At 42.8% G+C, this 12619-nt stretch carries 8 protein-coding genes; 5 read left to right on the top strand and 3 right to left on the bottom strand.

Annotated features, from left to right (window positions below):
* Positions 1–131 precede the first annotated feature (131 nt).
* Entirely contained in the window at positions 132–1736 is a 1605-nt protein-coding gene (gene murJ, locus H6G26_RS18590; RefSeq protein WP_190730660.1) for a murein biosynthesis integral membrane protein MurJ, read from the bottom strand.
* 456 nt (positions 1737–2192) lie between these two features.
* Between murJ and H6G26_RS18585 the strand changes: the two genes are divergently transcribed.
* Positions 2193–5210 carry a GAF domain-containing protein gene (locus H6G26_RS18585; RefSeq protein WP_190730659.1) on the top strand — a complete coding sequence of 1006 codons (3018 nt, stop codon included), beginning with the start codon at positions 2193–2195 and terminating at the stop codon, positions 5208–5210.
* 33 nt (positions 5211–5243) lie between these two features.
* On the opposite strand, the gene H6G26_RS18580 is transcribed toward H6G26_RS18585, so the two are convergent.
* Both H6G26_RS18580 and H6G26_RS18575 read right to left on the bottom strand, forming a co-directional pair.
* A complete protein-coding gene (locus tag H6G26_RS18580) occupies positions 5244–5750 on the bottom strand; it encodes a pentapeptide repeat-containing protein (RefSeq protein ID WP_190730658.1) in 507 nt (168 codons plus the stop codon).
* A gap of 85 nt (positions 5751–5835) precedes the next feature.
* Positions 5836–7353: an LCP family protein gene (locus H6G26_RS18575; protein WP_190730657.1), complete on the bottom strand. Its 1518-nt coding sequence runs from the start codon at positions 7351–7353 to the stop codon at positions 5836–5838.
* A gap of 115 nt (positions 7354–7468) precedes the next feature.
* Here H6G26_RS18575 and H6G26_RS18570 point away from each other — a divergent pair, with 115 nt between their 5' ends.
* The 4 genes from H6G26_RS18570 (at position 7469) to H6G26_RS18555 (ending at position 12356) form a co-directional block, all read left to right on the top strand.
* The gene (locus H6G26_RS18570; protein WP_190730656.1) at positions 7469–8533 is read left to right on the top strand and encodes a mannose-1-phosphate guanylyltransferase; all 1065 of its coding nucleotides are present in this window, start codon (positions 7469–7471) and stop codon (positions 8531–8533) included.
* Between the two features lie 199 nt (positions 8534–8732).
* Positions 8733–10379, top strand: coding sequence for an AarF/ABC1/UbiB kinase family protein (locus tag H6G26_RS18565; RefSeq protein ID WP_190730655.1), 1647 nt, complete (start codon positions 8733–8735; stop codon positions 10377–10379).
* A 161-nt stretch (positions 10380–10540) separates the two neighbouring features.
* Positions 10541–11521, top strand: coding sequence for an ATP-binding cassette domain-containing protein (locus tag H6G26_RS18560; protein ID WP_190730654.1), 981 nt, complete (start codon positions 10541–10543; stop codon positions 11519–11521).
* A gap of 46 nt (positions 11522–11567) precedes the next feature.
* Complete coding sequence (locus H6G26_RS18555; protein ID WP_190730653.1) at positions 11568–12356, top strand: ABC-2 family transporter protein; 789 nt, start codon at positions 11568–11570, stop codon at positions 12354–12356.
* The last annotated feature ends 263 nt before the right edge of the window (positions 12357–12619 follow it).

Below are 12619 nucleotides of genomic sequence, written 5' to 3'. Positions count from 1 at the left end.
CACTAGAGTTAGGTAAAATCAATATTCTCTAGTACTAGAATCTCTTTTTTTACAAAATGTAACCTCGCACACCTGGTTCACCCAAGTGGCTGAATTATTTCTCACCCACCTGGGTGTACTAGCGACTTCCGTTATTTCTTTAAAAAGCGCTGACGTAGACGAGATATAAAAATATTTACCTCTGGTATTTTCATTAATGAAGCGATCGCAGCAAACACCGCAATCCCCACGAAGCCAGATACACACAACTGCAACACCAGAATCAGTAAACCCGTTTTACCGAAGAATTGTTGAGAAGTAACCAAAGTCCCATAGCTTGCTACCCCAGCTACCAAGCTACCAGCAGTCAAACCCAAAATCGGCAAACTCCACTCGCGCCAAGGTAAACCATTGAGTTTGCGATCGAGCAACCATAACAGCATTAACATTGAGCTGCAATTTACACCCACTGTTGCTAACACCAAACCGGGAGCGCCAAAAGGTTTAACAAAAAACCAATCTAATAAGATGTTGAGGAAGATATTAAAAATACTGATGCGAAAAGGTGTCTGTCCATCGCCTAAAGCATAAAACACCCGCACCAAAACATCACGCCCTAAATAGACAAACATCCCAATTCCATAAGCGACTAGCAAGGATGAAACTAGCTGTGTGGCTTCTGGCTTGAAAGCACCACGTTCATACACCACCTGCACAATAGGTACAGATAATGCCACCATCAGCGCCCCTAGCGGTAACATGGTGAAGGCAGTGAGTAGCAGTCCTTGGCGAATGCGTAATTTTAAATCTGGCCAATTTTCGGGGCCTGCAAGTTTGGCAAATATTGGTAATAGGGGCAGCAAAATGATATTAGAAATAATCCCTAACGGAGTTTGGACTAATAGATTTGCATAGTTAAATCCTGCCGCAGCACCAGGGATAGGACTGGCAAAAAATAAATCAGTGGCAACATTAATTGGCATCATTCCAGAGGAAATTGTTGCCGGAGTCATGATTTTAATAACTTCTTGAACACCTGGGGATTTAAAATCAAACCGGAGGCGTAACGTACCTAATCCTAACCGCCATTGGACAATTAGCTGCACTAACCACTGGAGAATGGCTCCTGCTAAGGTTCCCCAAGCTAAAACCATTCCACCAATTAAAGCGTACTCTGGCTTAATAATGTCCTTGCCCAGTTGCATAGCCAAGATACCAAGACCGGCAACAACGGTAATGCTTGATAATAATGGACTAATGGAGAGTAGCCAATATTGATTGGCTGCATTTAGAGTACCAAAGCCAATGCCAATTAAACCGGCAAATAAAGCCATTGGTGCCATAATGCGGAGTTGTTGAATAGCGATCGCTCTGGTTGTCGCTTCCAAGCCATAACCCACTAAATCAACGATCGCATCCGCAAATAAAACTTGAGCAACTGTCACCACCAGAAGCAATCCAGCTACCAGCGTTGTCACGGTTTCCACTAAAGGGGCTGCTTCTTCTCGCCGCCGCTTGGCTAAAACGCTGACAACTGCACTGTGTAATGGCCCATTTACACCACCGAGTAAGATCAATAAAAAGCCAGGGATAATATAGGCGTAGCTATAGGCGGTAGCAGCAGCACCAACACCAAAAGCCGCAGCGATCGCTTGCTGCCGCACTAAGCCGAAGACTTTACTAATTAATGTGGCTGCGGCAACAATGCCAGCAATTCCAGCGAAAGAACGAGAGGGTTTTTGGTCTTGTTGTGTCACGAATATTACCCGACAACTCTTGCAGAGTGCATATTTTAAAACATTTAACCTGAAATCGCGCAGTTTGTCAGGCAAATTTTGACAAATAGGTAATGAGTTTATAGTCTCATAGCAATTATCTCAATTTCTAGACTCAATACGACTTTTTCCTTCCCCTAATCCCTGCTCCCTGCTCCCTGCTCCCCTGCCCTAAACGTGGTGGGATATTTTTTAGTTGGAAGTCCCTAAATAGGGCTAGAGATGCTTACTACAAACCTTTAATTTATTTATGTCTTCCGTTGTATACAAACCAAAATTATTTTTAACCCATTACGAGGATAAATCAAGAAAGGGGAACTATAACAATAACCATCTTCTGGGAAATAGTTGAACACTGCAAATGTCATATCTTTGACGTTAACCCAATGAAGTTTGGTATGAGGAATCATTATATAAAGACTACATAAATCCAGAGCAATGGAACCCAGTTCAAATTTCACGGAAAATCAACTTCTCTTGTCAAGCGCTCAACTTCAAGAGCAACTAGACCAACAAAAGGCTCTGGCGAGTGTAATTGTCCGAATTCGGGAGTCTCTTGACTTAGAAACAATTTTTCAAACTACCGTTACACAAGTGCGTCAGTTGCTAAATGCTGATCGTGTAGCAGTCTTCCAGTTTGACCATGAAAAAGACTGGGAAGGAGAATTTGTTTCTGAGGATGTTGCACTTGGCTGGGACTCAGCACTGGCAATAAAAGTTTATGATCACTGCTTTGGAGAACAATTTGCTTCGAGTTATCAACAAGGTAGAGTGCAAGCAGTAGCAGATATTTACAAAGCGGGACTGAGTGATTGTCATGTGGCATTTTTGAGGAAATTTCAGGTACAGGCCAACCTCGTTGTCCCTCTATCGCGCCAGAAGGAACTGTGGGGATTGCTTTGCATTCATCAGTGCAGTGAGGCTCGTGACTGGAAAGAATCGGAAATTGAGTTTATTCGTCAAATTGCTGACCATCTTGTTGTTGCGATTCAACAAGCACAGCATCTCCATGAAGTCCAATTGCAAGCCGTAGAATTGGCTCAAGCGGCTCAACGCGACCAAGTAATTGCTCAGATTGTCGATGAAATTCGCTCACCCCTTGATATTGAAACCATCTTTAAAACAACAACTCAAGAAATACGCCAGCTGCTGCAAGCTGACCGAGTTGCCATCTTTAGCTTCAACGACGATTGGAGTGGTAACTTCGTTGCTGAATCATTTACGGAAGGCTGGATTCCGTTAGTTGATGTTCAGCCTGCGATCGCTGATACTTATTTACAACAGACGCAAGGAGGACGTTATGCTAACAACCAGGCATTTACAGTCAATGACATTTATCAAGCCGGATTAACAAACTGTCATGTAACCTTGTTGGAGCAATTCCAGGCAAAAGCCTTTGCAACTGCCCCCATTCTCCAAGGGGATCAACTTTGGGGAGTCATTGCTGCTTACCAAAATACCTCACCCAGACAGTGGCAATCTTATGAAGTCGAATCACTGAGCAAAATCGGCACACAAATTGGTGTGGCAGTGCGACACCATAAATTGCTCACATACGCTCAGTACCAAGCAGAGCAACAAAAGACATTAACTAGCGTGATTACTCGAATTCGGGAATCCTTAGATTTAGATACAATCTTCCAAACTACTGTCACCGAGGCACGGAAAATGCTCCAAGCAGATCGAGTGACAGTCTTTCGTTTTGACCCTCAAAAAAATTGGGAAGGAGAATTTATTTCTGAGGATGTTGTACCTGAATGTAACTCAGTAATAGCAGAAAAAGTTTATGATTATTGCTTTGGTGAAAACTTTGCACCCCTTTACGCACAAGGTCGAATAAATGCGATCGCTGATATTTATCAAGAAAAGTTTCCAGGTTGCTACGTTCAAATCCTAGAAAAATTTCAAGTGCGGGCAAATATGATCGCACCTCTATTAAAAAAGGGAGAACTTTGGGGATTGCTGTGTATTCATCAATGCAATGCTCCCCGTCACTGGCAACCCTCTGAAATTGAATTTGCTAGTCAAATAGCCGAGCAATTGGGAGTGGCATTAAAACAGGATTCTTATTTAAAGCAAGTTCAAATGCAGGTTGTCCAGTTAGCAGAAGCTACTGAACGGGAGAAAGCAATGGAACGGCAAGAATTGCTGGCTGCAACCATTGATAAAATCCGCCAGTCACTTGATATTAAAACTATTTTTAGAACCACTACTCACGCTGTGCGAGAGTTGCTCGAAGTCGAGCGAGTTGCAATCTACCGTTTCAACTCAGATTGGAGCGGTAAATTTGTGGCAGATTCTTTTAAAGATGGTTGGAAGCCTGTTTTACAAGCTCAACCAATGATTATAGAAACTTTTGAGGACACAGACGACGATAACGAGCTTCCGCGTAACGAAACCTTTGTCCCAATTCGGGAAGGTGAAAAATTATGGGGATTATTAGTTGCTTATCAGAATTCCCAGCCGCGTTATTGGAAAGAGGAAGAAATTAATTTACTGGCTCAAGTAGGGGTACAACTGGGAATTGCGATTCAGCAAGCGGAATTACTTGAACAAACTAAACGTCAAACCTTAGAACTTACTCAAGCTCTGCAAGAATTAAAACAAACTCAGACTCGGTTAATTCAGGGTGAAAAGATGGCAGGATTAGGACAACTACTTGCTGGAGTTGCTCATGAAATCAATAATCCTGTGAGTTTTATTTTTGGCAATCTCATCCATTTAAATGAATATACTCAAGAATTGCTAAAGGTAGTAAAACTTTACCGTCAAAATTCCTCCCTTTCGCCAACTTTCCAACAGCAAATTGACAAGACTGATTTGGACTTTCTCATCGAAGATTTGCCCAAAACCCTTGAGTCAATGAAAGTAGGCACAGAGCGCATCTGTGAGATTGTCCTATCACTGCGAAACTTTTCTCGTACAGATGAGGCTGAATTGAAGCCAGTAGACATTCATGAAGGATTGGATAGTACTTTGCTGATTTTGGGGCATCGGCTTAAAAACAATAATGAACGCCCAGCTATTGAAATTATGAAAGAATATGCTACTTTACGTTTGCTCGAATGCTATCCAGCGCAATTAAATCAAGTGTTTATGAATCTTCTAAGTAACAGTATTGATGCATTAGAGGAAAAGTTTAAAACTATACAGCAAAGGTATTTAAACTTATCCCAAAGGTGTCCAAAAATACCTTTAACTATCTGGATTACTACGCAAGCCATTAATAACCAGATTGTAATTAGAATAGCGGATAATGGTCTGGGGATTCCAGAAGAGGTGCGATCGCACATGTTTGATCCTTTTTTCACTACCAAAGCACCAGGTAAAGGTACGGGGTTAGGATTATCTATCAGCCATCAAATAATAGTTGAAAAACATCATGGTCAGATTAAATGTTCCTCTAAACCAGGAGAAGGAACAGAGTTTTTAATTGAAATTCCCACGGATAATTGATATCTCTGTTTTTAGGCTCAACGTTGAGATTTTTTACTTACAACCTAAACTATCTCGCGTTGACATACCTGTAACCGGATTTATCCCATCAGCCCTTTCACACATTAGCGACACTTGATAACGGTCAATCAAAGCGTCGGTAAAATCAGCGCCTGTAATTTCGGCATCAAAAAAACGGCTACGGGTCAAAGTGGCTTCTGTAAAAATGGCATTTTTAAGATTAGCACCATCCATAGTGACGCGATCAACTAAAGCGCCGCTCAAGTTCGCACCCTCTAAATTTGCCTTTAACAAAACCCCTTTAGTGAGAATTGCGTTGGTTAAATTTGCTCCTTGGAAATTCGTCCCCCGCATTTCTGCTGCTACAAAAGTCACACCTGCCAAATCAGCATGAGAAAAATCACGATTTTCTAAATTTATATTGTTGTAATTGATTGTGTTTATCTGAGCAAAAGCAGGTTTTGGATTAAGTATTACCCACCCAAATGCCAGTATCAAAATCACAATCAAGCCAAAAAAGCGCAGTAAAATCTTTTTCATAACTTTATTATTTATCAGCAGTCCTTTGTCATTAGCCGCTTGTCATTTAACCAATGACTAATGACTAATGACTAATGACTCTTGACTATTTCCAATCTTTACCAATCCGAATTGTGAGATCAGATTCTAAATCACCTATCGCCGCTACCTCAATTTGACCCAAGCCTAAGACTTTTTGCAAATCAACTCCAACTCTTCGGTTGCCTTTTTGGACAACAATCTGAGTTTGACGTTGGGTATCTGGCCAATCAGGCACTTTGTAAATATTAGTAAAGCCTTTCTGTTTCAGATAAGCAATAACTTTTTCAGTTAGCTGAGGTTGATTGGAAGCATTTTGAATAGCAATTTTGAGGTTAGGAACCTGACGCATATCTGGTTTCAGACCAGGTACATTTACCCCAACATAATCATTCAACAGGCTCTGTTGTCCAGTCATATTTAGCCAATAGCTATCAGGGTCTTTGCTAAAACGGCTAAACGTACCAGGCAACACGGTCATTTGGAAATTATCCCGATCCAAGTTGAGTCCGAAATTTACCAACGCCATCATTTCTTCCATCTTCAGGTTGGTATCAAAGTATTTTCGCATCAAGCGAGTTAACTGAGGCAACCTGGGTAAGACGGTAGGACTATTTAAGCGTTGCAGCAATGCTGCTGTTAGTGCTTGCTGACGCTGCACTCTTGGTAAATCTCCCAAACCTGGTTCGCGGAATCGGGCAAACTGTTCTGCTTGTTCGCCGTTGAGGGTTTGCCAGCCACTGACTAAATTAATCGACAGCCGACTGCTAGAGTCTTTATATTCCATTGATTGGGGAACAAAGACTTCTACTCCGCCTAACTGATCGACTAACTGCCGTAAGCCACTGGTAGAAATACGGATATAGCGATCGATTGGGGCATTGTTTAAAGTACGGCTAACTACCCGTGCAGCCAAGACTGGGCCGCCTTTGGCATTGGCATCAGATACCTTAGTTAATCCCTTTTCTCCCTTTTCTGGGATAGCGATCATTGTATCTCTAGGAATGGAAAGCACCCGTACCGATTTTTCACTAGGGTTGAGCCGTACCAGTAGCATCGTGTCACTTTTCCCAGCAAAGCTTTCTGGTGAACCATCAACAGTACCGCTAACTGGTTCAATCCCCATAATTAAAATATTCATCGGTCGTGAAAGCTGGTACTGGGAGAGTTTGCTCCATAACTCCCCTGGTAATGGTATTTTTACCTCGTCTTGAGCAGTTCCTAAATCTTCATCTGTTCGATCTAGATTGCTCCATAACGGAGTCCAAAGAGCTAAGGTTGATACCAGTAACCCAGATAAGACGACGCCGATGACAACCGTCATAATCCACAACAGCCATCGAGGCATGGTTAAGCCCAGTCTCTCGTAAAGCTGATTGGGAATTGCACCCATTGATTCGACGACCCTACGATTGGGATGCGCTAGCGGGTTTAGTTCGACATCCTCCTCCTCTGAATCAGCTACTGGTGCAGGTGTTACTTGATTTTCTGTTCGTTGACTTTGCTGCGATCGCACCTCAGTTTCAAATTCTGCAACTTGCTGAGATCCAAGCGGATTTTCCGACCATTCGACTTGTTTTATCACAATTATCTCCCCACTCAACCACTCCCTAAAGGTATGTTAATCCAAGCTACAAATATTGCCAGTGGAAAAGCTCACTGTAAACTTGTAATGTTCTTCGGTAGGCGTGTATGACAACATGAATACTTTATTGTTCCCCGTAATCCTTGCTGGTGGTAAAGGTGAACGTTTTTGGCCTCTGAGCCGCAAAGACCGACCTAAGCAATTTTTAAGTCTTGATGGTAGCTCTAGAAGTTTATTACAAGCAACCGCCAATCGATTGATTGAACTCGGTGGCAGGTGGGATTCCTTGTGGGTAATTACTTCTAGTCAGATAGCTGAAGGGGTAAGACAACAATTACCTGATCTACCAGTTGCAAACTTACTGATTGAGTCGGAAGGCAGAGACACTGCCGCAGCCGTTGCTTGGACAAGTTTAGAAATCAAACAGCGCTATGGAGAAGACGCTGTTATTGGCTTTTTCCCTGCTGACCACTGGATTGCTGATCAAGAGGCGTTTGCACACACATTAAGCGCGGCTACGCAACTAGCAGCAAGCACAGCAGCGATCGTTACACTGGGGATCAAGCCTACTTTTCCATCAACCGGTTACGGCTACATTGAACAAGGTGAAAAAATAGGTAGCTTTAATGAGTTGCCAGCTTATCACGTCAATCGTTTTACTGAAAAGCCCAACCGTGAAACGGCAGAAACTTTTTTATCCACGGGACGTTTTAGCTGGAATAGTGGAATGTTCGTTTTTCGGGCAGGGGTTGTTCTCAAGGAACTACATACCCATGCGCCAGAAATTATCGAACCTTTAGAACAACATGGCCCTGATATCTATCCCCAGTTGCCTAAGAAGAGTATAGACTATGCGCTAATGGAAAAGACAACTCTAGCATACGTTTTGCCAGTTGATTTTGGTTGGGATGATTTAGGAGATTGGAATGCGATCGAACGCTTACTTAAAACAGAGGAGAATCCCAATGTGGAACTGGCTACGCACGTAGGGCTAGATACGCAGGGTGCAATTATTTATGCCTCAAATCCAGAGGATGTAGTTGTTACAATTGGTTTAGAGGACGTGGTGATTGTGCGCGATCGCAATGTCACCCTCGTTGTTAAAAAAGAACGTACCCAGGAAATCAAGCAGATCCTTAAAATTCTTCAAAGCGATTCCCGATTTACCGACCTGCTATAAAAGTTAAAACCCTTGGTAGAGGCGAATAAGCCTATTTTCCCATTATAACTTGACTGTCGAAAAGCAGAGCATTGAAAGAGGCAGAGGGGCTCTTAGCTGGGAGCAGAGGGGAAACTAATTTTTTATTCTCCCCCTTGCCCCCCGCCCCCGCCCCCTGCCCCCTGCCCCCATTCCCCCCTCCCCACTCCCCACTTCAAAAATGTTCCTCACCCAAACTGTTCCCCGTCAACGAGAAATTCTTGAAGTATTCCTTCGCAATGGCTGGGACTATATGCGAAGGTTACTTACTGGTGGTAAAGCTGATGAACCCCAGCTACCTACACCTGCGGTTTTAAAAAATATCCTGGTAGACTTGGGGCCAGTTTACGTTAAACTTGGTCAGCTACTTTCTACCCGTCCAGATTTACTCAGCGCCTCTTATATTGAGGAACTCTCAACTCTACAAGACGAAGTACCGCCTGTTCCTTGGTCAGAAATAGAAATAATCCTCCGTAAAGAATTAAAACGTCCACTAGCAGAAACTTTCAGCACAGTTAACCCGATTCCAGTAGCAGCAGGATCAATTGCTCAGACACATCGAGCTACATTAATAGATGGTCGAGAAGTTGCTCTGAAAGTGCAACGTCCGGGAATTGATCTGACCATTGCCCAAGATATTGCTTTAATTCAAGGTATTGCCGACTTAGTAGCGCGGACTGAATTTGGGCAAACCTATGAAATTAAATCCATCGCCGAAGAATTTACCAAAGCTCTAGAAGCCGAGTTAGATTTTACACGGGAAGCGGGTTTTACAGACCAACTGCGACGCAATTTATCTAAAAGTCGCTGGTATGATCCCACGCAAATAGTGGTTGCGGAAATTAACTGGGAATTGACCACAGCAAAATTACTGGTGATGGAATGGCTGGATGGAGTGCCGTTCCTGGCGGCGGATTTGAATAATGACCCCAACGTTAAAGATCCTGCCGAAAAGCGTAAAGAAATAACTACTTTGCTATTTCGGGTATTTTTCCAGCAACTATATATTGATGGCTTTTTTCACGCCGATCCCCATCCAGGAAACTTGTTTTATCTCAAAGATAGTCGTGTCGCCCTCTTAGACTGTGGCATGGTGGGAAGACTTGATCCCCGCACACAGCAGATATTAACAGAGATGTTGTTAGCGATCGTTGATTTAGATGCTCAAAGGTGCGCTCAATTAACTTTGCAGCTATCAGATTCTGCTCAACCAGTAATTTTGTCGCGGTTAGAAAATGATTACGATCGCATGTTGCGAAAATATCACAATGTCAGCCTAACGCAAATAAACTTCAGTCAAATAATTTATGAAGTTTTACAAGTTGCCCGCAACAATAAAATTAGATTACCTAGCAATATGGGTTTGTATGCCAAAACCCTAGCAAATTTAGAGGGTGTGGCGCGGACATTCAACCCGGAGCTTAATTTTTTTGATGAAGTCAAACCATTAATTACAGACTTGTTTCGTCGGCAATTAGTGGGTGATAATCCAGTGCCATCGCTCCTCAGGACAATTTTAGATATTAAAAGTCTCTCTCTCCAATCTCCCCGCCAAATTGAACTTTTATTAGACCGAGTTACCTCGGAAACCTTACAGTGGAATTTATCGCTGCGGGGGTTAGATGGTGTGCGGCGCACTATGGACGATGCGGCTAACCGACTATCTTTTAGTATATTAGTGGGTTCGCTGATTATGGGTGCAGCAATTATTTCCACCAAAGCCCAGACAACTCAGCTATCTTTTTTAAGTACCACCCTGTTTGCAGTCGCTAGTTTATTAGGTTTGTGGTTAATTATTAGTACATTGCGATCGGGACGTTTACGCTAAAGTCTATGTGTTGTGCTTGAGTAATGCCCACCACAGTAAATCATGATATGTCACTGGCGAAAATCCCTGCTTTTGTCTTTGAAACCACAGATAAATAGCGTTAAACACTAGTGATTTATGTGTGTTTACCTGTATATATCTGTGGTTCTAATATAAAAAATATGTCAATCATCATTGCTGAAAAGCTAAGTAAATCTTACCCAGTAGCGGTCAAAAATCCGGGTATTAAAGGCACAATCACCCACTTGTTTCGCCGCACCTACCGCTCAATTCAAGCAGTTCAAGATGTTTCGTTTGAAATTGCTCCTGGCGAAGTTGTGGGGTTTTTGGGGCCAAATGGGGCTGGTAAAACCACCACACTCAAAATGCTTACGGGGCTGATTCATCCCTCTAGCGGTACTGTTGAAGTAGCTGGACAAATTCCGTTTCATCGTAAAGAAATATTTTTGCAAAAAGTTACCTTGGTAATGGGGCAAAAGCAGCAGCTAATTTGGGACTTACCAGCGCTGGATTCTTTGAGAATTAATGCTGCTGTATACAACATCTCTGATAAAGAGTTCCAGCGCCGGGTGGGAGAACTAACAGAGATGCTTTCTTTAGAAGGCAAGCTTACCCAACCAGTACGGAAGCTATCTTTGGGTGAACGAATGAAGGCGGAATTGCTGGCAGCACTTTTGCACCGTCCTCACGTATTATTCCTAGATGAACCAACGCTGGGACTAGATGTAAATGCTCAAGTGGCGGTGCGCGATTTTTTGCGCGACTACAACCAGCGTTATCAGGCTACAGTGCTGTTGACGAGTCATTACATGGCTGATATCACAGCTTTGTGTCAACGAGTGCTGTTGATTCACCAGGGAAAACTAATGTATGACGGTAGTTTAGATGGACTACTAGAACGTTTTGCCCCATATCGGGAAGTTCATATAGAGTTAGCCCAACCTCTACCGATAGAAAAACTTATGACCTATGGTGATGTGCAACTCTTAGAAGGGCGATCAGTGCATTTTATGGTACCAAGAGAGGCGCTCACTCGCATGGTATCTAAGATTTTGACGGATTTGGAGGTAATTGATTTAACAGTTACCGAACCGCCTGTAGAAGAAGTGATCGGACGAGTTTTTCAGGCGGGTGTCGTGTAATTAGTGCTGAGACGAGTAGAGTTGGCAAGAGGAAAATGCACCATAGATGAAAAAATTTATTAGAAAAGCTCTAACTTTGCTGTTAGTATACTACGCCTATATGGTTGAGTATCGAGCAGAACTAATCTTATGGGTTTTGGCTGGATCTTTACCGATCATCCTCATGGGTATCTGGATACAGGCAGCACAAGGCGGGCAGTTTGGGCTATCACCTGTGGATTTTGCGCGTTACTTTATCACGGTTTTCATTGTCAGGCAACTTACAGTTGTTTGGGTAATTTGGGAGTTTGAAAGGGAGGTAGTGGAAGGCAAGCTTTCGCCCAAGTTACTACAGCCACTCGACCCAGTATGGCATCATGTTGCGAGTCATATTTCTGAAAGATTTGCTCGGCTAACGTTTGCTTTTTTATTAATAGGATTATTTTTTATTCTTTACCCGCAAGCTTTTTGGGTACCAAGTTTGAGTAGATTTTTGCTGTTTATCTTGGCGGCAGTGCTAGCTTTTGCTTTGCGGTTTACGATTCAGTACACCTTTGCCATGTTCGCCTTTTGGACAGAACGGGCTAGCGCTTTAGAAAATTTTTGGTTGTTGTTTTATCTCTTTTTATCTGGTTTGATAGCACCTTTAGAGGTCTTTCCAGAACCTGTGCAGAAAATAGTGATGTTTACGCCTTTTCCCTATTTGATTGATTTTCCTGCGAGTCTTTTGGTCGGGCTACCCGTGGATATAGGGCAGGGATTTGGGTCAATGGTGGGATGGATATTAGTATTTTTGGGTGCGAATCGTTTGCTATGGCGTGCGGGTTTAAAGCGGTATTCTGGGATGGGAGCTTAAATAATTTAACATTCAACTAAAAAGAACTAAAGCGCTGTCTAATACAAAGGTAGCAAAAATGGGTTACGCCTATGCACTAATGTACTTTAGAGGATGTTTGAAAAGTCCTCATCTTGGTAGCAAAACGTTTTAGATCCCCCTAAATCCCCCTTAAAAAGGGGGACTCTGATTCCGGTTCCCCCCTTAAAAAGGGGGGTTAGGGGGGATCAATAAGTGCCTAAAATCATAGCCAACCACTTTTCAAACAACCTCTTACTAGAGAT

This window comes from Nostoc sp. FACHB-888 (assembly GCF_014696655.1).
Taxonomy (GTDB): Bacteria; Cyanobacteriota; Cyanobacteriia; order Cyanobacteriales; family Nostocaceae; genus Nostoc.
This window is presented reverse-complemented; position numbering and strand designations above follow the sequence as displayed.

What these genes read in the sequence shown, in the direction of transcription:
- H6G26_RS18585 (WP_190730659.1), top strand. Translation starts at nt 2,193, where the DNA reads ATGGAACCCAGTTCAAATTTCACGGAAAATCAACTTCTCTTGTCAAGC.
- H6G26_RS18580 (WP_190730658.1), bottom strand. Translation starts at nt 5,750, where the DNA reads ATGAAAAAGATTTTACTGCGCTTTTTTGGCTTGATTGTGATTTTGATA.
- H6G26_RS18570 (WP_190730656.1), top strand. Translation starts at nt 7,469, where the DNA reads ATGAATACTTTATTGTTCCCCGTAATCCTTGCTGGTGGTAAAGGTGAA.
- H6G26_RS18565 (WP_190730655.1), top strand. Translation starts at nt 8,733, where the DNA reads ATGTTCCTCACCCAAACTGTTCCCCGTCAACGAGAAATTCTTGAAGTA.
- H6G26_RS18560 (WP_190730654.1), top strand. Translation starts at nt 10,541, where the DNA reads ATGTCAATCATCATTGCTGAAAAGCTAAGTAAATCTTACCCAGTAGCG.
- H6G26_RS18555 (WP_190730653.1), top strand. Translation starts at nt 11,568, where the DNA reads ATGAAAAAATTTATTAGAAAAGCTCTAACTTTGCTGTTAGTATACTAC.